This is a genomic window from Pontibacter harenae, assembly GCF_020907245.1.
Lineage (GTDB): Bacteria > Bacteroidota > Bacteroidia > Cytophagales > Hymenobacteraceae > Pontibacter > Pontibacter harenae.
Map to the genome: position 1 here is coordinate 38,117 of NZ_JAJJWH010000010.1, position 21,144 is coordinate 59,260.

Consider the following 21,144-nt stretch of genomic DNA (forward strand, 5'->3'; position numbering starts at 1 on the left):
TTAATCTTTAAGCGTATTGAAGTCGCCGAGGCTTAAATCTCTCTGGCTTCCCTCATACTCAACAAAGTTGCCAACCATTGAGTTTGCAAAATTGCCATTTTTAATGGTAGTGTTCTGCTGAACGATAGAATTGCTTACCACTGAGTTGTATACGCTGGTATTATTTCCGATAGAAACGTGCGGCCCTACCACCGAATTCGTGATTTGGGCATTCTCGCCAATGTATACAGGAGGGATAATCACTGCGTTCTCCAACTTTGCAGATGAAGCCACTAAGCCATCCTCATCCTTTATATACTCCAAATAGCGTTGATTAGTATAAACTGTTGCGTTTTTATTTCCGCAATCAAGCCACTCTGTAATTACGGCAGGTATAAACTTAGTGCCCTTGCTCTTCATGTTCTCCAGCGCGTTAGTTAGCTGGAACTCACCTTTATCTTTGATGTCGTTGTCCAGCAGGTACTGCAGTTCCTCACGTAGGTAGGCTCCGTCACGGAAGTAGTAGATACCGATAATGGCCAAATCAGAAATAAATTCTTCTGGTTTTTCTACAAAATCTGTTATTTCGTTGCTGTCGTTTAGCTTCACAACGCCAAAAGGGCGTGGATCTTCTACACGCTGCACCCAGATGGTACCGTCAGCGTTGGTGTCTAGCTGGAAATCTGCTTTGAAGAGTGTATCGGCAAATGCTACCACTACTTTACCCTCTAGAGATTCTTGGGCGCAAAGTATGGCGTGTGCAGTACCTAGTGCTTCTTCCTGATGATATATACTTCCTTTGGCTCCAACAGACTCGGCAATTTTTACCAGGTCCTGCTCTACCTTCTCACCGAAGTTGCCAATAATAAAGGCTACTTCCTCGATTGACTCCTGGCATACTTTGGCAATATCCTCTACCAGACGCTGCACAATTGGCTTGCCAACAATTGGAATAAGTGGTTTAGGAACAGTTAATGTGTGGGGACGCATGCGCTTTCCCATTCCTGCCATTGGTATTACTATCCTCATAGCGATTAATTTTGTTTATGCTGCAGCTCGTAATTTTACTGCTGAAGCTGGTTAGTGATAAATTTATTCTTAAAGTATAGCTAAACAATGATATTATAGTAATGCTATACTTAAAAGTAAAGAAAAAGGGTTAAAAATTTTACTTAGTGCCTGTACTTCCGTAGCCACCAGCACCTCTTTCTGTATCTGTTAACGTTTGTGCCTCTGCCCAGGCTATGCGTTCATACTTGGCTACTACCATCTGAGCAATGCGCTCTCCGTCCTCCACTATAAAATCCTGATCAGAAAGGTTTACTAAGAGAACTTTGATTTCACCTCGATAATCGGCGTCTATCGTGCCAGGGCTATTCACAATAGAAATGCCGTGCTTATAGGCAAGGCCACTTCGGGGTCTTATCTGTGCCTCGTGCCCCTCTGGCAATTCTATATACAAACCTGTCGGGATAAGGGATCTCTGTAGTGGCTTTAAGGTAACGGGGGCCTCTAAGTTTGCACGTAAATCCATACCAGCCGAATGTATGGTTTGGTAAGACGGCAGTGCATGCTTAGATTGATTTATGACGTTAACCTGCAAGTTCTTGTTGTGCATCTTGTATTAAATTATCGTTTTAATTGAATTAAGCTTTCACGCTCACGAACCCATACAGTGGCTGCGAAAGCTATGCACAACGCCAAATGGAACGCATGCCGCAGCCAAAAGTTTTCTATAGATATAAAAAAAGCTATACATACCAGCACCGATGCCAGCAAAATATAACTAACAATGTTTTTGACTGGGTAAGGAATAGGGTAGTGACGGTTACCTAACAGGTAACTTACAAGTGCCATGCTAAAGTAGCAAATGAAAGTGGCAATGGCAGAGCCCATGTAGCCTAGTACTGGAATCAGCAACAGGTTGAAAATGATGGTAATGGCAGCTCCGCCAAAACTGATGTAGGTGCCGAAGTAGGTTTTATCCGTGAGCTTAAACCAAACAGAAAGGTTATAGTAGGCACCGAGGAATAGGTTTGCTAACAGCAAAACTGGCACTACCATAATTCCTTCGCGGTACGACGGACTGCGGAGCAGCAGGGCAAAGTCTTCGAGGTTAACTGAAATAAAGAGGAAAATAAAAGCGCAGACGATAATAAACCACTTCATAACAAGGGCAAACGTCTTAGGGGAGGCTTTGTCTTCGGCCTGTGAAAAGAAAAAGGGTTCTGCCGCATACCGGAAGGCCTGTATGGCAAGCGTCATAAAGATAGAAAGCTTATAGCAGGCACTGTAGATACCGACAGCTGCCATGTTACTTTTATCAGGATAGAAGTTTTCAGGCAGCCAATGTTCTAAAAGGATACGGTCTATCAGTTCGTTTACCATGCCAGCCAAACCCATAAATAACAGTGGGTAAGCATACACCAACATAGGTTTTATTACCTCTTTGTTTATACTAAACCGCAGACTGCTAAACTCACGCCAAAGCATCGGTATCTGCAATGCATTAGCTACCAGGTTGATCAGGAAAATATAACCAACACCGAATTCAGGATCATAAATCTGCTCCACCAAGGGCCGTAGAGAAGCCAAATACTCGCCGTTGTAGATGTCGTGGCAAAGCACCAGGAAAAACATGTTGGCACCTACCGTAAGGATAATGTTACTCAGCTTAATGGCGGCAAACTTTATCGGCTTGTTCTCTAACCGAAGCTTTGCAAAGGGTATGGCCACAATTGCATCTATAGCCAATACCAGTGCTAGCCAAATAACATACTCCTGCTGCTCTGGGTAGCCAATGTAATTGGCAATAGCACCTGAAGCAAATATCAGTATACCTGTCATAAGTATACTACTGCACATAATGGCCGTTAATACCTGGTTGTAGAGCTGTTGTTTATTAGCGCCTGGCTTGTTGGCAAAACGGAAAAAAGCGGTTTCCATGCCATAGGTATACAGCACGTTAAAGAAACCTACGAACGCGTACAGGTAAGACACTACACCGTATTCCTCGGGCAGGAATACATTTGTGTAGATAGGTACCAGCAGGTAGTTAAGCGCTCTGCCTACAATGCTACTTAATCCGTAGGCAGCTGTCTGCCCGACCAATTTCTTGGCTATACTCATGTAGTTTTTACGAAGGTCGGGTTGGAATTACTAGTTGCCTTTGAAAGCAGGCTTTCGTTTTTCTAGAAAGGCATTAGTGCCTTCTATAAAATCTTCGGAAGTACAGCAGCGTGCAAATGAGTTTGCCTCTGTCTGGTAACCGTTTTCGTCTTTTGTATACACCGCATTTACACAGTCTATCACCAAACCAACAGCAAGCGGAGCCTTAGACATAATCTTGTGCATAATCTCCTCGCACTTAGGCATCAGCTCTTCCTGTGGCACTACATGGTTTGCCAGCCCTAGTGCTTTTGCCTCTTCTGCCGATACCATATCAGCTGTCATCATCAGTTCCATGGCTTTGCCTTTGCCTACCAGCTGTGTAAGTCTCTGGGTGCCACCATAGCCTGGTATCAAACCTAGATTAACTTCTGGCTGGCCAAAACGGGCATTATCGCTGGCTACACGAATATGGCAAGCCATGGCCAGTTCACAGCCTCCACCCAAGGCAAAGCCATTAACAGCGGCAATTACTGGTTTAGTGCAACGCTCTATCATGGCAAAGACTTCTTGGCCTCTTTCAGCAAAGTTGCGGGCCGTAACATCGTTTATCTCGGCTATCTCAGATATGTCGGCTCCTGCCACAAATGCTTTTTGTCCTGCTCCTGTAAAAATAGCACCCTTTACCTCAGGGTCGTCATACACCTGCTGTATGGCATTTTTAATCTCCTTTATGGTGTCTATGTTAAGGGCATTCAGTTTATCTGCTCTGTTTATCGTTATTTTTAAAATACCGTGTTGCAGTTCCAGTAACAGGTTTTCGTATGTAGCCATAGTTAGATTTTACTCTGTTGTAAATTCTTTTTCTGATACAAATATAAGTATTAAGTGTGTTCTTTAATAATGCCTAGTGGTGTAGGGGAGGCAGCATAATATTTACATCTGTTTGCTAGTGCTACAGAAGGACCTTAAATTTGATGTTATAAAGATTACGATTTTTCTACTTAAAATTAATAAATATAATATATTACATGGCATTTTTTGAAGAGTTTAAGAAATTTGCAGTAAAGGGCAACGTTATAGATTTGGCGGTAGGTGTTGTAATTGGTGCTGCTTTTGGTACCATCACAAAGTCACTTGTAGATGATATCATCATGCCGCCGCTCGGCCTTGTGATCAGCAACGTAGACTTTTCGAGATTGAAATTTGTTTTGAAAGATGCTGTGATAGAGAATGGAGAAGTGGTAGAGCAGGCCGTAACGCTGAACTATGGTAACTTTATTCAGACGGTTGTAAACTTCTTCATTATAGCCTTTGCCATATTCCTACTTGTGCGCACAATTAACCGTTTGCGCGAAAAAGAAGCTGCTAAACCAGCAGCACCCGTTAACAAGCAAGAAGTGCTTTTAGCCGAGATTCGAGACCTGCTCAAGAAAAACAATACAGATACACCAGAAGCACCTGATAAGGTGGTCGTTTAAAATTTCACTCCTGACATGACCAGTTTTTTACCTCGTTTTTTTGCTATTTTTTTAATTTCATTCATCAGCTACGCCCATGCTTTTGGGAGTGCGGCAGATTCTGTTAGTGCCTGGGACTTTGGAGGAATGGGTGCTTTACACTTTAACCAGGTTACCCTTAGCAACTGGGCCGCTGGTGGAGAGAGTTCTTTTTCTGTGTTAGGTAACGTTAGTTTACACACTAACTATAAGAAAGGCAAAAAGTCATGGAACAACACTTTTGATGTTGTTTATGGCACCGTGAAAGCTGGAGACCCCAATTGGCGTAAGAGCGATGATAAGTTCGAACTGAATATTAAATATGGCCGCAGCGCCTCCTCTGATTGGAACTATAGTGGACAGTTTAACTTCAGGAGCCAGTTTGCACCAACGTATACAATAAAAGATAACGAGGAAATTTACCATTCAGATTTCCTATCCCCAGGTGTAGTCCAAACCTCTCTCGGCATGGATTATAAGCCTAACCAAAAGTTATCTGTGCTTATTTCTCCGCTAACAGGTAAGTACACGATAGTTAAAAATCAGCTTTTAGCCGACCAAGGAGCATTTGGTGTTGATAAGGCACAGACGGATGGAGAAGGCAGTGTAATTGCAGGTACAGGGCAGCATATTAGGAAAGAAGCAGGGGGCTATGTAAATGTGCGCTATAAAGAAGAAGTGCTGAAGAACGTAGCTCTGAATACAAAGCTTGATCTGTTCTCTAACTACGTTCGGAATACGGAAAACATAGATGTTAACTGGGAGAATAACGTCAATTTTAAAGTGAACAAGTTTATCTCGGCCAGCTTGTTTTTACATATGATTTACGACGATGATGTGCTGATCTCTTACGACAGTACTGGTGATGGCAATAAAGATAGCAAAGGACCTCGTCTGCAGATGAAAGAATCTTTTGGATTGGGTTTGTCTTATAAGCTAGAATAGACGAACTTTTAGCCTTTTTAAGTTTGTTAACAGAGTATCTATATCATTTTACCTTCTTCTAGCGTTTTAATCAAAACAAACGTGCTCCGATTATGAACAAACTATTCTTATCAATAATCTGCCTGTGCTTGACTTTAGCCTTTAGCAACACCGCTAATGCTCAAACAACTACGAGTGCAACTACAAAGGATCCGTATTGGGGAACACCTAAAACATCTAGAGGAGCCTCTGCGGATGCAATTGAGCGTCGTTCCCGTGGCCTTGATACGAGCCTTAACACCTACGATAATACAAGCCGTAAGCAATTCGCTAAAAAACGTGTTACCAGAAGCAAGCGAATGGAAGAGATTGATAAGCAGAACGAGCAGATTTTGAAAAAGCGAAAAAAGGATAAGAAGCGCCTGGCACGCAGACAAAAACTTCTACGCCGTAATAATTAGTCCCTTCAAACCTTATTTGTTTTGTTGTAGAGAAATAAGTTAGCTTATAAACAAAAAAGCCCCAGCCAATTCAATGGCTGGGGCTTTCTTGTTTATAAGCTACACCGATTAAAGTGTTCTCTTCACTTCTTTCTCAACATAAGCTTCAATCACATCTCCAACTTCAATGTCATTGTATCCCTTCAGACTGATACCACACTCATAGCCTTGTCTTACTTCAGCAACATCGTCTTTGAAGCGCTTAAGGGCTAGTATCTCACCATCGTGTACTACAATACCATCACGTACCAAGCGTACTTTTGCATTTCGCTGTATGCTGCCGTCTGTTACCATACAACCTGCAATGGTACCAACCTTTGTGATTTTGAATACCTCACGTACTTCTACGTTACCAGTAATCTCTTCTTTCAGTGTTGGAGCAAGCATACCCTCCATGGCATCTTTCACCTCGTTGATAGCATCGTAGATGATAGAGTACAAGCGAACATCAATTTGCTCTTGCTCTGCCAGCCTGCGTGCATTCTGCGACGGACGTACCTGGAAGCCGATAATGATGGCATCTGAGGCTGAGGCTAAGAGTACATCTGATTCAGATATAGCACCCACACCTTTGTTGATGATATTTACCTGAACCTCGTTGGTAGAAAGTTTTAGCAATGAATCTGAAAGGGCTTCTACCGAACCGTCCACGTCCCCTTTTACAATCACGTTCAGTTCTTTGAATGAACCGATTGCCAAACGACGACCAATTTCATCCAGCGTAATGTGCTTACGTGTACGCAAACTCTGCTCACGCTGTACCTGAGAACGGTTAGAAGAGATCTCTCTTGCTTCACGCTCAGATTCCATTACGACAAACTTATCACCTGCCTGAGGAGCACCATCCAAGCCCAGTAGCTGTACTGGTGTAGACGGACCTGCCTCTTTCATTTTCTTACCACGATGATCTGTCATAGCTTTTACTCTACCGTAGTGAGAGCCTGCCAGTACAACATCACCTATTTTAAGCGTACCAGTCTGCACAAGTACTGTGGCTACGTAGCCACGGCCTTTGTCTAGAGATGCCTCTATAACAGTACCTATTGCCTGGCGATCTGGATTTGCTTTTAGTTCAAGTAATTCAGCCTCCAGCAATACTTTCTCTAACAAGTCAGGAATACCTTGACCTGTTTTGGCAGAAACTTCCTGAGCCTGGTATTTACCACCCCATTCTTCTACCAGTATGTTCATGTTGGCAAGTTCTTCACGTACCTTATCAGGGTTCGCATTTGGCTTATCTACTTTGTTAAGTGCGATAATAATTGGAGAACCCGCCGCCTGTGCGTGGTTGATCGCCTCTTTTGTTTGTGGCATCACTGAGTCGTCGGCCGCTACCACAATAATAACAACGTCCGTTACTTTGGCTCCACGGGCACGCATGGCCGTAAAGGCTTCGTGACCTGGTGTATCTAGGAAAGTAACAGTACGACCGCTTTCCGTTTTAACTTTATAAGCACCAATGTGCTGCGTAATACCGCCAGCCTCACCAGCTGTTACATTGGCATTTCTAATGTAGTCGAGCAAGGATGTCTTACCGTGGTCAACGTGGCCCATGATGGTTACAATCGGTGCACGTTCTTCCAGGTCTGCCTCGTTTTCTTCAACGATAGTTTCCAGAGCCTGCTCATCTTCATTGGTGATAAACTCAACGTTATAGCCGAATTCATCTGAAATGATAGTGATTGCTTCTGCATCTAAGCGTTGGTTTATAGAAACGAACATGCCCAGCTGCATACAAACTTTGATAACGTCGTTTACACTTACGTTCATCAAAGCTGCTAAGTCGTTGGCAGAAACGAACTCTGTTACACGCAGTATTTTCGCTTCTTCCTGCTCCTGCATACGACGCTCTTCTGTGGCATCGGCAATAGCAGAACGTTTTTCACGACGGTATTTGGCGCGGTTACCGCTACCTCCTTTACCACCGCTCAGTTTTGCAAGAGTAGCTTTAATCTGCTCCTGAATTTCCTTATCCGTAACCTCAGCTTTTTCTACTCTAGGTGCTGGTGCATTGCGATTGCCACCTTTAGGGCCTCTGCCTCCGCCACCGCCAGGTCCTCTTTGGCCACCTGCAGGTCCGCGTTGCTGTACTGCTACTATAGGGCGATTATTGCCCTGACCAGGAGCATTGTTTTGCTGGCCCTGACCTTGTTGTTGTCCTTGTTGCGCTCCTTCGGAGCCCACAATAATACGTTTGCGTTTCTTTTTCTTGCCTTTCTTTTCGTCTGACGACGCTACTGGCTTTGAACCTTTTCTACGCGACTCTACTGGTAATTCTATCTTACCAAGTACAGTCAGACCTTTTAGCTGGCCTGCTTTTCCTGAAATCGTTTCTATTGGCTGTTTCTCTTCTGTTTCTGTTTGTGTAGAAGGTTTATCCTCCTGTTTTGGTGCCTCTGGTTTAGCAGCAGGCTTGTTTTCTGCAGCTACTGGCGCAGGCTGAGATGGTTTCTCTGGAGCCTTTGGCGCTGCGGGTGCAGGAGTAGGAGCAGAAACAGAAGGTTGCTTAGGCTCTTCTTGTTTCGGTGCTTCAGGCTGTGCAGGAGCAGTTGGTGCCTCAGTAGCAGTTGCAGCAGGCTTTTCTGCTACTGGTGCCGGTTTAGGAGCCTCAGGCTGTTGTGCAGCAGGCTTCTCTTCAGCTACTGGTGCAGGTTTAGGAGCCTCAGGAGCAGTAGCAGCAGGCTTTTCGGCTACTGGTGCTGGTTTCTCTTCGGCTGGCTTTGTTGGCTTTTCTTCAGCCACAGGTGCAGGCGTTGGCTCTGCAGGAGCTGGTGCAGGTGCAGGAGCTGGTTTTTGAGGTACTGGACGACCTTTGGCGTCTAGCTCAATTTTGCCTAATACCTTTATGCCTGGCAGCTTAGAACCAGCATCTTCCGCTTTTGGCGTTGCCTCTGCAGGTGCTGGTGCTTGTGGCGCAGCTTCTGGCTTAGGCTGGCTAGCATTCTTTATCAATATTTCTTGCTCAGGCTCGCTTGCTGCCTTCTTAGTTTCTTGCTGTTGTGGCTGAACATCAGACCCGATAACCTGGTTGCTTTGTGGCTTCTTGCCTATGTTTAGCTCTTCTGCCTCTTGCTTATCTTGCATAGAGGACGCAAATTCTTTCGCCAGCATACCGAACTGCTCTGCCGTGATTTTGGCGGTGGGTTTATTTTCCACGTCAAAACCTTTAGCAGAGAGGTAGTCGACAATGGTAGATGTACCAATGTTTAAAGTAGTTGCAACCTGTTTAAGCCTCCTTGTTTTTTCTTCTGCCATGTTGTTCTAATATGCTGTCTTTTTTAATGTAATGTAAAATTATAGTTGCCCTACTGTAGGTTAAGTTGTGCTCCATTACAAAACTCTTTCAAAATTAAGGTAATAGAGCACAACTCACAACTATTGATTGTCTTCTTCTTCCAACTCTTCGCGCAGAATAGAGAGTACGTCATCTATAGTTTCCTCTTCTAGTTCTGTGCGGCGCAACAGGTCTTCTCTGCTTACAGCTAATACGCTCTTAGCAGTATCCAAACCAATGCGTCTTAATTCTGCGATTACCCAATCCTCTATTTCATCCGTGAATTCTTCTAGGCTGATGTCTTCTTCATAGCTTTCAGACTCACGGAACACATCAATTTCGTAATCTACCAGTCGGCTTGCCAGCTTAATATTCTGACCACCTTTACCTATGGCTAATGATACCTGGTCTGGCTTCAGGAATACCGATACGCGCCCTGATTCCTCGTCTATTTTCATGCTGCTGATCTTAGCTGGGCTAAGCGCACGCTGAATGTATAGTTCCAAGTTGTCAGTATAGTTTATCACGTCAATATTCTCGTTTTCCAGTTCGCGCACTATGCTATGGATACGAGATCCTTTCATACCTACGCAAGCACCTACAGGGTCGATACGATCATCGAAAGACTCTACGGCCACTTTAGCACGCTCGCCTGGTTCACGAACAATCTTTTTGATGGCGATCAGGCCATCAAAAATTTCGGGTACTTCGTTTTCAAACAAACGCTCCAAAAATGCTGGAGATGTACGAGAAAGTATAATCTTAGGATTACCATTTACTATTTCCACGCGCTGTACTACGGCACGTACTACATCGCCTTTACGGTAACGGTCTTTTGGTATCTGCTCACCTTTTGGTATCAGCAGCTCGTTTTCCTCCTGATCTAGCAACAACACTTCGCGGTTCCACACCTGGTATACTTCACCAGAGATGATTTCTCCTACCTGGTCTTTGTACTTCTGGAAAAGCAACTCCTTCTCCATATCTTTAATGCGCTGGATCAGGGTTTGACGGGCAGTAAGCACAGCACGGCGACCGAAGTCTTCCAGTTGTATCTCTTCCGACACCTCTTCACCAACTTCAAAGTCAGGCTCTATTTTACGGGCATCTGTAAGGCTGATCTTGTCATGGTCCCAGATGTCCTCTGAGTTATCGTCTACGATTTCTCGGTTACGCCAGATTTCAAGGTCACCCTTTTCCACGTTCAGGATGATATCAAAGTTCTCGTCAGTACCCCACTTCTTACGGATCATGGTGCGGAATACATCCTCCAGGATACGCATCATGGTAGGGCGGTCTATGTTCTTGAATTTCGCAAATTCAGCGAACGACTCTATCAGGACTGAACTATTCATTATTTTATCATTTAAAAGATATTACAACATTTGCTTTCACAATCTGTTCGAAAGGAACTTGTAAAGGCTCATAAGAAACCTTCTTTCCTTTTTGCTTGATCTCTTCCATCATGTTGAGGCCAGTTTCTGTTACCTCTTCCAGTTTGCCTGTTTTCTCAGTGCCATCCTGCAGTTTTACTTTTACGCTTCTGCCAATGTGGCGCATAAACTGTTTGGGCTGCGTTAGCGGAAAATCAACACCTGGCGAACTTACCTCTAGCACATAAGACACTTCTTCTCCGAAAGTCTCCGCTATTTTTGCATTTACACGGCGGCTGATGATGGCGCACTGGTCAATGGTTATACCCTGCTCGCCATCGGCTAACACGGTTATCTTCGGGCGTACGGGCGTATCAGAAACAGCTACATCTACTAAAAACAGATCGCTATCTGGAAGGCTCGCCTCGGCCATCTCTCGTATGGTTTTCGCTGTTATTGCCATAAGTAACGGTTAAGAAATAAAGAAGGGGACTTCGTGTCCCCCCGCATCTCCTTGGAAATAATGTCACAAATTTACTACAAAAACATTATATAAACAATACTGCTCATTTTCATGCCTGTATTAAATTATCTTTATGTTCCTATGGTAGGAGGAGTTGTACGTGCTTTTTTAGGAAGCGTTTGCCAAGTACATTAGAAGGATAACAGAGGCAGCAGCCTTTAAGTTCGATTAGTTTTGATAACGTTACTGTGTGTAGTTATGGCGGTAGGGGGTAAAGGCAAATGGCTTTGGCTTTACCCCAATAGTTGTGCAGCAGGAACCAATCGCGCTGGCTGCGCAAGATATTCTGGCAGGAGGGTATGACAGTATATGAGCATTCTTTGTATGTTTGTTTTGTGGCAGGTACATTCAAAAAAATACGCAGGAGAGTTTGGCTCATCCTTAACGTTGGCATCGTGTTGTGGGTGTTGGTGGGAGTGGTGTGCCTGCAGGTGCCTCCTTATTCCTTTTGGCCAGCTGCCTTTATCGCTTTTTCCTTGCCTGGGGCGCTGGTGCTAAATGTGCTGTTTTTGTTATACTGGGCGCTGCGGCGCTCCTGGTTAGTGGTACTGCCGCTGGCAACAGTTTTTTTTGGGTGGAACTACTATAATCGTCTTGTCGCCCTCAACTTTAACGCAGAAGAGGTGCCGCAGGAAGCAAAGGTGCTGCAGGTGCTAAGCTTTAATACCCACATCTTTAACGCCTACGCCGATAAAGACGGAAGCGAGCGCCAAGCTTCTACAGATATGATAGAGTGGGTAGCCACGCATCCTGCCGATGTATACTGCCTGCAGGAGTTCTACAGCAACCGTGGTTCCAACGTTTACAATACCGTGAACAGAATCGGCAATCGTTACAATAAGCACCGCTTTTTTTCAGTCTCTTATGTTGATGGAGAAAAGGCTGATGTAGGAATGGCCATTTTCTCAAAGCACCCGATCTTGGACAAAGGCGTGATCCGTTTTGGAGAGTCGAACCATAACCGAGCCATTTGGGCCGATGTGAATTATAAAGGAGATACCATTCGTATTTACGGGGTGCACCTGCAGTCTATGAGCATAAAGTCTCAGGACATTGAAAACACGTATTCTTCTATTGGAAACGAGGAGAACTTTAAAAAGGAAAGCCGTAACCTGGCCAGGCGTTTGCGAAGAGGGTTTATAGCACGAGGGTATCAGGTAGAGATACTGCTGGAGCATATAAAGTCCTCGCCGTACCCCGTTATAGTTAGTGGCGATTTTAACGATATTCCATTCAGCTATACTTACAACGAGATGGCGAAAGAACTGAAAAATGCCTTTGTAAATGCAGGGGCAGGGGTAGGAGCTACTTACAATGGGCCGCTGCCGTTCCTGCGCATCGATAATCAGTTCTATAGCGAAGGCCTGAAAGCATATGATTTTAAGACACACCAGGAGATGGGCTTGTCGGACCATTACCCCATTTCGGCTAAGTATGTGCTGCAGCCGAAAGCGGAGTAGTACTAGGAGATAGAAAGCATTATTTATAGTTTTGAACCCGAATTGCTGTCGTGGCTGCGGCAGCAGGGATAAAACATCAGAAAGTAGAAAACTGCAACGTCCGCAAGGAGTGCTGTACTTACCAGATATCATGCAACAGAAATTAAACCTGTATAATACACTTACCAGAAAAAAAGAAGCATTTGAACCGCTGCACGCACCTTTTGTAGGCATGTATGTATGCGGACCTACTGTTTATGGCGAGCCGCACCTGGGGCACGCCCGTAGCGCTGTTACCTACGATGTACTGTATCGCTATCTGAAGCACCTGGAGTATAAGGTACGCTTTGTGCGCAATATTACCGACGTCGGCCACCTCGAAAACGATGCTGATGAGGGGGAGGACAAGATTCAGAAACGAGCCAAACTGGAGCACCTGGAGCCGATGGAGGTAGTGCAGCATTACACCAACGTGTATCATCAGGATATGGATAAGCTTAATGTGCTGCGCCCAGATATTGAGCCGCGTGCTTCAGGCCATATTATAGAGCAGATCGAGATGATACAGGAGATACTGCAGAATGGCTTGGCCTATGAAGCAAATGGGTCGGTATATTTCGATGTACAGGCGTACAACAAAGACCATAACTATGGCAAGCTTTCTGGTCGTGTGGTAGAAGACCTGCTGGCAAATACCCGTGAATTGGAAGGACAGGGGGAGAAGCGTTCATCGCTGGATTTTGCGCTATGGAAAAAAGCTTCGCCAACGCACATCATGCGCTGGCCTTCGCCGTGGGGCGATGGTTTCCCTGGCTGGCATTTGGAGTGCTCGGCCATGAGCCGCAAATACTTAGGCACTACTTTTGATATTCATGGAGGAGGATTGGACCTGATGTTTCCGCACCACGAGTGCGAGATAGCGCAGAGCCAGGCCAGCAACAGCCATACCGATGCCGCCCGCTACTGGATTCATAACAACATGATTACCGTGAACGGGCAGAAAATGGGCAAGTCTTTGGGTAATTTTATTAACCTGAGCGATTTGTTCAGCGGCAACCACGAGCTGCTGGAAGCGAAGTACTCGCCTATGACGATCCGCTTCTTTATACTGCAGGCGCACTACCGCAGCACCCTCGACTTTAGTAACGAGGCACTGCAGGCAGCCCGAAAAGGTTATACAAAATTAATGAACGGCTTACGCGTGCTGGATAAACTGCAATACCCAGCCGAGGCAGCCGAACCAGATGCAAAACTGAACGAAGACCTGCTGAAGCTGACGGAGGATTGCTTCCGAGGCATGAATGACGATCTGAATACAGCCCGTACCATTGCTTCGCTGTTCAACCTGCTGAAGAAGATAAACAGCTTGTACCTTGGGCAACTGCAGATAGCTTCGCTGGAAAAGAGTACGCTTGAAACTGTTCAGAGCACCTACAGAGAGTTAGTGCTAGATGTGCTGGGGCTGAAAGAAGAGTCTACTGCCCATGCAGAAGAGATGCTGGACCTGGTGCTGAATTTCTATAAAGAAGCAAAAGAGGCCAAAGCGTACGATAAAGTAGATGCCATACGTGCTGAACTGAAAAAGCAAGGCATCGTGATTAAAGATTTAAAGACAGGAATTGATTGGGCTTATGAAGAATAGAATGGTTTTACTAATTCTGCTATTTCTGGCTTCTGTCGCACTACATAGCTGCGATTCTTCTGACAGGGGCAATGGTCAGCAAGCAAAAGTAGAAGAAGCAGAGCCAGCCGTAGCAGCACCAGATTTTAATGCAGACTCTGCCTACCATTTTGTAGCAGAGCAGGTGGCTTTTGGCCCTCGTGTGCCAAACACTGGGCCACATAGAGCTACCGGAGATTGGATTATAAGCAAGTTGCGTGAATATGGTGCTGACGTTAAAGTACAGAACTTCCAGATGGAGGCTTACGATGGCACCACCTTGAATCTGCGCAACATTATTGCATCTTATAATCCCGATGTGGCGAAGCGTGTCATGGTGGCAGCCCATTGGGATACCCGCCATGTGGCAGATAGAGATGATCAAAACCAAGATAAACCGATAGACGGTGCGAACGATGGGGCCAGCGGTGTAGGTGTATTGCTCGAAATAGCCAGAACAATACATGAGGCACAGGAAAAACCTGGTGTTGGAGTAGACTTAGTCTTTTTTGATGGAGAAGATTACGGTCAGCCAGACGATAGTGACCTGCCTTACAAAGAAGACTCTTGGGCCTTGGGTGCTCAGTACTGGAGCAAGAATAAGCATAAACCTAACTACAGAGCACAGTACGGAATACTGTTGGATATGGTAGGAGCTGAGAATGCTAAGTTTGCACGTGAGGGAATTTCGATGCAGTATGCCAAAAGAGTTGTAGATAAGATATGGAAAGCAGGCAACCGTATTGGCTACTCAGACTACTTCAGGTACGTAAAAGCACCTGCCATTACCGACGATCATTATTATGTAAATGAAATAGCTAAGATTCCGATGGTCGATATTATTGAATATAACATGTCGGGTAATGGCGACTACTTTGGCCCATACCACCACCGCCACACCGACAACATGGACATCATCAGTAAAAATACATTAAAGGCTGTTGGCCAGACGGTACTGCATGTGCTGTATAATGAGTAGTAAGCTTTGTAGTTTCAGTATGAAATTAAAAAGAATGGGGCGTTGAAAGTACAGCGCCCCATTCTTTTTTCGTATCCAATCGACCGCCTCAATAATTCGTTGTTGCCTATCTTTCAGCTTATTGAAAAAGCGATCAACGAAAACCGAGCAACGAGTTTATTGTATCAGATTGTCCTTTTGCATTTGCCCTACAGTTACCTCAGCAAATTTTTCGGAGGCTCTGCTCAGCGATGATGGGTTGTGAGACCTCGATTGTGCCGACCACAGGAGTTGCTCTGAACTAGCATCGTAGAGGTTAGACTCGAGGAAGTATATTTTATCTTCGCGATAGTAGCCAGGGTCATACATGGTTGGGTACCAGTGGTTGTAATAGCCTCTAAAGCTGCCATACCAGCCAAAACGACCTACAGGTGCATAAGTTGTGCCTGGTACATATCGAGTTTCTGTTTCCTCGTCTACCACGGCTACTGTTAAAATGGCATCATGGCCGTCACCTTGAATTCTCTCCAGAATCATATCTGAATCTGAGCCTCGCTCACGCATCATGGCTGGCGGAAACACATCTATACTTTTGGTTACTGTAATACCGCGCTTTTGCAGTTCCTGCTGCAGGTTATTTTCTACAGTTTGCCTTGCCTGCACGTTATCAGTCAGGGCGGCAACCATTACTCTGTTATAGGTTTGTGTTGTCGCATTAGGGCTGCGCCAGCTACCTGTAACTTCCGTGGAGGGCGCACAGGCTGTCATAAATAAACATGCTATAATAAAAGTGCATGCCAGCAAAGGTTGAAGTAACTTATTGTTTTTTTGTTTGTTTTTCATCGTTATGGTTTCGTTTAGTACTTACTTTTAGTAAACGCAGACCTTTAGAATTGGATATGGTTTATGCAGATTTATGGCTTCATAATCAGTGATATTATGGCGTGGCAAATAGTATTCTGATAGTATAGCTTATGAGTGATACCTGTAGGAGATGTACAGCTTTGTAATACGTAGTAAGGTTTTAGACAAGTGGCTAAATCAAAAAAACGTTCTGGCAGTATGGGCACGATTTTATGGGGATGTGCTTTATAGTGGGATTTTAGCAAAGACATTGAATCTCTGCATGCTGTGCAGGATGTTTATCTGGATAAAGACATTACTGTTGCATAATCTGTAGCAGAACTGCTGAATATTACTTAAGTTTGTAGCCTGCTTTTGTGTTGCCTTTCCCAAAGGCGCAAGAAGCAGGCCACCTTCTTATTAGGTGTTTTGCTTCAAGTAAAAGTATAGCTGTAACTAAAAAGTGCGGTACGCACATTTAAAGTATGATGCCTTGGTTTAAGAGAGTAGATAAAGGAATACACACACCTACAGAGGAGAAGAAAGAGACTCCAGACGGCTTATGGTATAAATGCCCCGAATGCAAAACTGTTACCAGCATGGCGGAGCATCGTAAGAACCTGAACACCTGTGTAAAGTGCAACTACCACGACCGTATTGGCTCTAAAGAGTATTTCTCCATCTTGTTCGACAACAACGAGTTTACCGAGATGGACGAGAACATGACCTCGGGAGACCCTCTGAGCTTTGTGGACTCTAAACCATATCCGAAGCGTGTTGCGGCCACTCAGAAGTCAACAGGGCTTAAAGATGCGGTACGCACGGCTTATGGAAAAATGAACGGTCTCGATATTACCATTGCCTGTATGGACTTTGCTTACATTGGTGGGTCTATGGGGTCTGTGGTAGGAGAGAAAATTGCCCGTGCTATTGACCATGCCCGTAAAACCCGCACACCTTTCATGATGATTTCTAAGTCTGGTGGTGCCCGTATGATGGAAGCAGGTTTCTCGCTGATGCAGATGGCCAAAACCTCTGCTAAACTAGCATTGCTTTCTGAAGAGAAGCTGCCATACATTTCTATGCTTACTGACCCAACAACAGGCGGTGTAACAGCTTCTTTTGCTATGCTAGGCGATTTTAACATAGCAGAGCCAGGTGCTCTGATTGGTTTCGCTGGTCCTCGGGTTATAAAAGAAACCATTGGTAAAGATTTGCCTAAAGGCTTCCAAAGTGCAGAGTTTGTGCTGGAGCACGGTTTTCTTGATTTTATAGTTGACCGCAAGCAGCTAAAAACAAGGCTTGCTGACCTGCTGGGTATGTTAGCTGCTAAAAACGAAGTTGCTTCCGAAGAGAAGCCAACGAACAAAAAGACTGCTAAAAGCTCTTGATTATAGAAAATTTATACTGCAAAGCCTGCCAATCTATTGGCAGGCTTTTTTATTTACGTATAAACCTTTTATAAGAAACTAAAGCTCAGACACGTTTGCAGTAGAGTTAGCGTATGTTTTAAGCAAGACTTAACTGCGTTACAGTTTGGCATTAGTATTGTATGTACAGTTACAGGTTGAAAATAAATAAACCTTTTTCAGTTAAGATAAATTTATACACTATGAAAGTATTGAAACTCTCTTTAACGTCTTTTTTAGCAGCTACTATGCTGTTCTCTTCTTGCCAGACAACAAGACCAGTGGCTGGCAATGGTTCTGATACCAGTACTACCACAGGATCTACGGTAGGTACAGAAACCACGCAAGGAGATAAGACTGGCATGAATAAAACAACCAAAGGCGGTGTGATTGGTGCTGGTGGTGGCGCTGTATTAGGTGGCTTAATCGGAAATCGACTTGGCAACACAGCTGCAGGTGCCATTGTAGGGGCCGCAGTGGGTGGCGCTACAGGTGCCGTGATAGGTCGCCGTATGGATAAGCAAGCAGAGGAACTGGAGCAGAGCATGGAGAATGCTACCGTAGAACGTGTGGGCGAAGCAATCCGTGTTAACTTTGATTCAGGTATTTTGTTCGGGGTTAACTCAGCAGAATTGAGTGCCAACGCTAAGCGCGACATTGAGAAACTGGCCCAAACGCTGAAGAATTACGAAGGTACAAACGTAATCATAGAAGGACATACTGACAACACAGGTACTTATGAGCTTAACCAGCGTCTTTCTGAGCGCCGTGCGCAAGCTGTGGCAGCTTATGCCCGCAGCCTGGGCGTTGAAGGTTCTCGTTTGCAGTCTAAAGGCTACAGCTACGACCAGCCTATCGCTGATAACAGCACCGTAGAAGGCCGTCAGCAGAATCGCCGCGTTGAAATTATTATTGTGGCTAACGAAGAATTGAAACAAGCTGCAGAAAGTGGTGAAATTAAATAATTAGCTTGATTATAATGTAAGCTTCTAAAGCGCCTGTTACTGTAAAGTGGCAGGCGCTTTTTGTTTGCAAGCCTCTCTTGAGCTTACTTGTACTTAATAAAGTTAGTGTTGGAAGTATAGATGGATTAAAAACCTGCACGACATCAAAAACGTTTAAGCAATTGCATATGTCATAGGGCACAAAGCTGTAGCTGTTTTACAGCTGCTACAGAAGCAGAAGGCAGGTTTTGTAAAGGTTTTAGGCGAATGTAAATACAGTCTTTTAAGTTACTAAGTCACTATTTTTAAGAAAAGAGAACATTATGAAAAACATAAAAATTTATTTATCGCTGATTGCCATAATTGGTATTCTTTTTACATCGTGCAACATGAGCCGAACAGGTAAAGGAGGCGCTATTGGTGCTGGCGGTGGTGCCGTTGTTGGTGGTGTTGTAGGTAGGATGGCTGGTAACACGGCTGCTGGTGCTATTATTGGTGCAGCAGTGGGTGGTACGGCTGGTGCGTTGATCGGTCGTCGTATGGATAAGCAGGCTGAGGAACTACAGCGTGACCTGGAAAATGCTACTGTTGAGCGTGTAGGTGAAGGTATAAAAATTACTTTCGACTCTGGTATCCTTTTCCAAACGAACTCTGCCGAACTGCAGCCTGCAGCCAAAACAGAGATAAGCCAATTTGCTGAAACTTTGAAAAAGTATCCTGATACAAACATTCTGATTGAAGGCCACACTGATAATACAGGTACACGAGAGCTTAACCAGCGCCTGTCTGAGCGTCGTGCACAATCTGTGGCAGATTATGCAGCATCTCTTGGAGTAGAACGTAGCCGTCTTACAACTCAAGGATATGCCTTTGACCAGCCTGTAGCTGATAACAGTACAGCTGCTGGCCGCCAGCAGAACCGCCGTGTAGAGGTTGCTATCTTTGCCAACGAAGACATGAAGAAAGCCGCCGAACGTGGTGAACTGTAGCAACTGGCAGTTATCTGGCAGATAAAAAAAGGAGCCGTTCCTATTTGGAGCGGTTCCTTTTTTTGTGCTTATGCAAAGAGGTGCTAAACGTTGGAGGGTGCTACTACCAATGATAACTTCAGGACAATTCAGAAGCATTGTTCTTGCTGCGCAGCAAATAGGCTGTTGCCATTGTTATGCAAGCTCCTGTAAAAGCTAAGGCTATATCTTTCTGGGCATCCCAAATATCCCCTTGCATTCCCAGGAAGTTCATTCCTGCTTCACCACCGTCATATACCCAATCGGCTACCATCCACTCCACTATTTCGTAAAGAGCACTCGACGAGAGTATAAGCTCTATCGGCAACAGGTAATTGATTAGCTTTTTCAATTTAAAGCCATGGGCCAGCACTTCGTGTATGGGGTAGGTCAGAAGCAACCCGTATCCAAAATGCACAAATCTGTCGTAGTGGTTCCGTTCTAGGTTATAGTTCTGCTTTAGCCATTCTCCAAACGGGTTGTCAGGGTATTGATGCTGGCTGCCATACACATGCAGCAGCAGAAAGAGGAAAATTAAAGTATAGCTCAGGTCGGAGAACCTGAAGATGTTGTAAAAAGCTATCAGGAAAATGATGAGCGAGAGCGTAAGTGTATTTTCGAGGAGCCAGTTATTTAAATCGGAGGTAGTAAGGCCTGTATACACCCAAAACGCTGCAAATAAAATGCTGTACACGATGTGCAGCGTTTTCTGAAGGTAAGGTATTTTAATGTTCGGTTGAGAGTACATGCAATGCGTTTTGGGGCTATACGTTTTTGTACAGCAATTGCCAACAGCATTAACTATAAATGCGCTGCTCTTGTTTTCAAAAATGTTTGTGAAGTTCAGTATTTAGCTATAATCCCCTTTTTTTAGCTATGATGAAAGATAAGCTGATTGATAACTAAATGATATAAAACTTGAAGTATAGGAGGCTATGCCAACAGGCTTTTCTCATAGAATACTAACCTGATCGGGTTATCGGATGGGTTTTGTGTAGGGTCGCAGTGGTAGCCAAACACTTCGTTGCCATTCAGGTAGGGCAACAGCTTTTTGTAATAAGTATGACCAGAGTTTTGAGCGTTGAAAGTAATGTCGTGGTAAACGTGCGTGTTTAGAGGAGGTAGTTTTGTTAGCTTATCGAAGAGTATGTCGGGGTTGCCCAAATCGCCAGAATAAACAATACGCTGCTCTTCCTCTTCAAAAATGTAGCCGTAAGTTTGAAACCCTTCTGAGTGCTGTCCAAAAGTATCGACGAAAGTTACACCTTCTAAGTGTTCCATCGAAACAAATTCTACATACTTATCGGGGTCTTGAACCTGCATTTCTAAAAATCTATAAATCTGATTTTTAAAATGCTCAGAAGGGTAAATAATAACAGGACGTTCGTTTTCTTCTATAATGCGCTTGTAAAGCAACAGGTTAGCCAGGCTGCCCACGTGGTCGTTGTGGAGGTGCGTGATTAGGATGTGGCTTATTCTGTTTACCAGATTCTTGTTTACGAGCGCCGTAAATACCGTAAATCCACAGTCAATCAGAATATGCATACCTCTGAACTCCAAAAGGGCTGCTGAGTTAAGATAATCAATATCGAAAGCTCCGCCTGTGCCTAAAAATTTGATTTGCATAAAATAAAAAATATACTGCTCCGAATAAATATGCCTATGTCTTATCTCTTCCCCTTTTCCCCTGTGGCATAAGGTGAA

At 44.5% G+C, this 21,144-nt stretch carries 19 protein-coding genes; 9 read left to right on the plus strand and 10 right to left on the minus strand.

The window, feature by feature from the left end:
* The 4 genes from LN893_RS07425 to LN893_RS07440 all read right to left on the minus strand — a co-directional run bounded on the left by LN893_RS07425 (position 1) and on the right by LN893_RS07440 (position 3,921).
* Positions 1 to 1,008 (minus strand): sugar phosphate nucleotidyltransferase, encoded by a 1,008-nt coding sequence (locus tag LN893_RS07425; RefSeq protein ID WP_229969173.1) that lies wholly within the window; start codon positions 1,006 to 1,008, stop codon positions 1 to 3.
* A 139-nt stretch (positions 1,009 to 1,147) separates the two neighbouring features.
* Positions 1,148 to 1,597 (minus strand): dUTP diphosphatase, encoded by a 450-nt coding sequence (gene dut, locus LN893_RS07430; RefSeq protein ID WP_229969174.1) that lies wholly within the window; start codon positions 1,595 to 1,597, stop codon positions 1,148 to 1,150.
* 11 nt (positions 1,598 to 1,608) lie between these two features.
* The gene (locus LN893_RS07435; protein WP_229969175.1) at positions 1,609 to 3,108 is read right to left on the minus strand and encodes a lipopolysaccharide biosynthesis protein; all 1,500 of its coding nucleotides are present in this window, start codon (positions 3,106 to 3,108) and stop codon (positions 1,609 to 1,611) included.
* A 30-nt stretch (positions 3,109 to 3,138) separates the two neighbouring features.
* Positions 3,139 to 3,921: an enoyl-CoA hydratase/isomerase family protein gene (locus LN893_RS07440; protein ID WP_229969176.1), complete on the minus strand. Its 783-nt coding sequence runs from the start codon at positions 3,919 to 3,921 to the stop codon at positions 3,139 to 3,141.
* A gap of 197 nt (positions 3,922 to 4,118) precedes the next feature.
* Between LN893_RS07440 and mscL the strand changes: the two genes are divergently transcribed.
* From mscL to LN893_RS07455, 3 genes are all read left to right on the plus strand, one after another.
* Positions 4,119 to 4,568, plus strand: coding sequence for a large-conductance mechanosensitive channel protein MscL (gene mscL / locus LN893_RS07445; protein WP_229969177.1), 450 nt, complete (start codon positions 4,119 to 4,121; stop codon positions 4,566 to 4,568).
* Positions 4,569 to 4,583: 15 nt separating this feature from the next.
* Positions 4,584 to 5,531: a DUF3078 domain-containing protein gene (locus LN893_RS07450; protein WP_229969178.1), complete on the plus strand. Its 948-nt coding sequence runs from the start codon at positions 4,584 to 4,586 to the stop codon at positions 5,529 to 5,531.
* Positions 5,532 to 5,659: 128 nt separating this feature from the next.
* The gene (locus LN893_RS07455; protein WP_229969179.1) at positions 5,660 to 5,971 is read left to right on the plus strand and encodes a hypothetical protein; all 312 of its coding nucleotides are present in this window, start codon (positions 5,660 to 5,662) and stop codon (positions 5,969 to 5,971) included.
* A gap of 108 nt (positions 5,972 to 6,079) precedes the next feature.
* On the opposite strand, the gene infB is transcribed toward LN893_RS07455, so the two are convergent.
* The 3 genes from infB to rimP all read right to left on the minus strand — a co-directional run bounded on the left by infB (position 6,080) and on the right by rimP (position 11,120).
* A complete protein-coding gene (gene infB, locus LN893_RS07460) occupies positions 6,080 to 9,265 on the minus strand; it encodes a translation initiation factor IF-2 (protein ID WP_229969180.1) in 3,186 nt (1,061 codons plus the stop codon).
* Positions 9,266 to 9,385: 120 nt separating this feature from the next.
* Positions 9,386 to 10,639, minus strand: a complete 1,254-nt coding sequence (gene nusA / locus LN893_RS07465) for a transcription termination factor NusA (RefSeq protein ID WP_229969181.1) — start codon at positions 10,637 to 10,639, stop codon at positions 9,386 to 9,388.
* 7 nt (positions 10,640 to 10,646) lie between these two features.
* Entirely contained in the window at positions 10,647 to 11,120 is a 474-nt protein-coding gene (gene rimP / locus LN893_RS07470; RefSeq protein WP_229969182.1) for a ribosome maturation factor RimP, read from the minus strand.
* Between the two features lie 305 nt (positions 11,121 to 11,425).
* Between rimP and LN893_RS07475 the strand changes: the two genes are divergently transcribed.
* The 3 genes from LN893_RS07475 (at position 11,426) to LN893_RS07485 (ending at position 15,258) form a co-directional block, all read left to right on the plus strand.
* Positions 11,426 to 12,640: an endonuclease/exonuclease/phosphatase family protein gene (locus LN893_RS07475; RefSeq protein WP_229969183.1), complete on the plus strand. Its 1,215-nt coding sequence runs from the start codon at positions 11,426 to 11,428 to the stop codon at positions 12,638 to 12,640.
* A gap of 130 nt (positions 12,641 to 12,770) precedes the next feature.
* A complete protein-coding gene (gene cysS, locus LN893_RS07480) occupies positions 12,771 to 14,261 on the plus strand; it encodes a cysteine--tRNA ligase (RefSeq protein WP_229969184.1) in 1,491 nt (496 codons plus the stop codon).
* A 1-nt stretch (position 14,262) separates the two neighbouring features.
* Positions 14,263 to 15,258: a M28 family peptidase gene (locus LN893_RS07485; protein ID WP_229969185.1), complete on the plus strand. Its 996-nt coding sequence runs from the start codon at positions 14,263 to 14,265 to the stop codon at positions 15,256 to 15,258.
* 156 nt (positions 15,259 to 15,414) lie between these two features.
* On the opposite strand, the gene LN893_RS07490 is transcribed toward LN893_RS07485, so the two are convergent.
* Positions 15,415 to 16,005 (minus strand): DUF4136 domain-containing protein, encoded by a 591-nt coding sequence (locus tag LN893_RS07490; protein ID WP_229969186.1) that lies wholly within the window; start codon positions 16,003 to 16,005, stop codon positions 15,415 to 15,417.
* 563 nt (positions 16,006 to 16,568) lie between these two features.
* Here LN893_RS07490 and accD point away from each other — a divergent pair.
* From accD to LN893_RS07505, 3 genes are all read left to right on the plus strand, one after another.
* Complete coding sequence (gene accD, locus LN893_RS07495; RefSeq protein ID WP_229969255.1) at positions 16,569 to 17,471, plus strand: acetyl-CoA carboxylase, carboxyltransferase subunit beta; 903 nt, start codon at positions 16,569 to 16,571, stop codon at positions 17,469 to 17,471.
* Between the two features lie 266 nt (positions 17,472 to 17,737).
* Complete coding sequence (locus LN893_RS07500) at positions 17,738 to 18,454, plus strand: YiaD family glycine zipper/OmpA-like lipoprotein (RefSeq protein ID WP_500797093.1); 717 nt, start codon at positions 17,738 to 17,740, stop codon at positions 18,452 to 18,454.
* Between the two features lie 302 nt (positions 18,455 to 18,756).
* Positions 18,757 to 19,422 carry a YiaD family glycine zipper/OmpA-like lipoprotein gene (locus LN893_RS07505; RefSeq protein ID WP_229969188.1) on the plus strand — a complete coding sequence of 222 codons (666 nt, stop codon included), beginning with the start codon at positions 18,757 to 18,759 and terminating at the stop codon, positions 19,420 to 19,422.
* A gap of 118 nt (positions 19,423 to 19,540) precedes the next feature.
* On the opposite strand, the gene LN893_RS07510 is transcribed toward LN893_RS07505, so the two are convergent.
* Together LN893_RS07510 and LN893_RS07515 are read right to left on the minus strand one after the other, a co-directional pair.
* Entirely contained in the window at positions 19,541 to 20,188 is a 648-nt protein-coding gene (locus LN893_RS07510; RefSeq protein ID WP_229969189.1) for a DUF2238 domain-containing protein, read from the minus strand.
* Positions 20,189 to 20,373: 185 nt separating this feature from the next.
* Complete coding sequence (locus tag LN893_RS07515; protein WP_229969190.1) at positions 20,374 to 21,066, minus strand: MBL fold metallo-hydrolase; 693 nt, start codon at positions 21,064 to 21,066, stop codon at positions 20,374 to 20,376.
* Positions 21,067 to 21,144: the final 78 nt, after the last annotated feature.

Coding starts and splice junctions, on each gene's coding strand:
- infB (WP_229969180.1), bottom strand. CDS start 9,265: ATGGCAGAAGAAAAAACAAGGAGGCTTAAACAGGTTGCAACTACTTTA.
- LN893_RS07505 (WP_229969188.1), top strand. CDS start 18,757: ATGAAAAACATAAAAATTTATTTATCGCTGATTGCCATAATTGGTATT.
- LN893_RS07515 (WP_229969190.1), bottom strand. CDS start 21,066: ATGCAAATCAAATTTTTAGGCACAGGCGGAGCTTTCGATATTGATTAT.
- LN893_RS07450 (WP_229969178.1), top strand. CDS start 4,584: ATGACCAGTTTTTTACCTCGTTTTTTTGCTATTTTTTTAATTTCATTC.
- LN893_RS07490 (WP_229969186.1), bottom strand. CDS start 16,005: ATGACAGCCTGTGCGCCCTCCACGGAAGTTACAGGTAGCTGGCGCAGC.
- LN893_RS07485 (WP_229969185.1), top strand. CDS start 14,263: ATGGTTTTACTAATTCTGCTATTTCTGGCTTCTGTCGCACTACATAGC.
- nusA (WP_229969181.1), bottom strand. CDS start 10,639: ATGAATAGTTCAGTCCTGATAGAGTCGTTCGCTGAATTTGCGAAATTC.
- LN893_RS07440 (WP_229969176.1), bottom strand. CDS start 3,921: ATGGCTACATACGAAAACCTGTTACTGGAACTGCAACACGGTATTTTA.
- LN893_RS07435 (WP_229969175.1), bottom strand. CDS start 3,108: ATGAGTATAGCCAAGAAATTGGTCGGGCAGACAGCTGCCTACGGATTA.
- cysS (WP_229969184.1), top strand. CDS start 12,771: ATGCAACAGAAATTAAACCTGTATAATACACTTACCAGAAAAAAAGAA.
- mscL (WP_229969177.1), top strand. CDS start 4,119: ATGGCATTTTTTGAAGAGTTTAAGAAATTTGCAGTAAAGGGCAACGTT.
- LN893_RS07500 (WP_500797093.1), top strand. CDS start 17,738: ATGCTGTTCTCTTCTTGCCAGACAACAAGACCAGTGGCTGGCAATGGT.
- rimP (WP_229969182.1), bottom strand. CDS start 11,120: ATGGCAATAACAGCGAAAACCATACGAGAGATGGCCGAGGCGAGCCTT.
- accD (WP_229969255.1), top strand. CDS start 16,569: ATGCCTTGGTTTAAGAGAGTAGATAAAGGAATACACACACCTACAGAG.
- LN893_RS07425 (WP_229969173.1), bottom strand. CDS start 1,008: ATGAGGATAGTAATACCAATGGCAGGAATGGGAAAGCGCATGCGTCCC.
- dut (WP_229969174.1), bottom strand. CDS start 1,597: ATGCACAACAAGAACTTGCAGGTTAACGTCATAAATCAATCTAAGCAT.
- LN893_RS07510 (WP_229969189.1), bottom strand. CDS start 20,188: ATGTACTCTCAACCGAACATTAAAATACCTTACCTTCAGAAAACGCTG.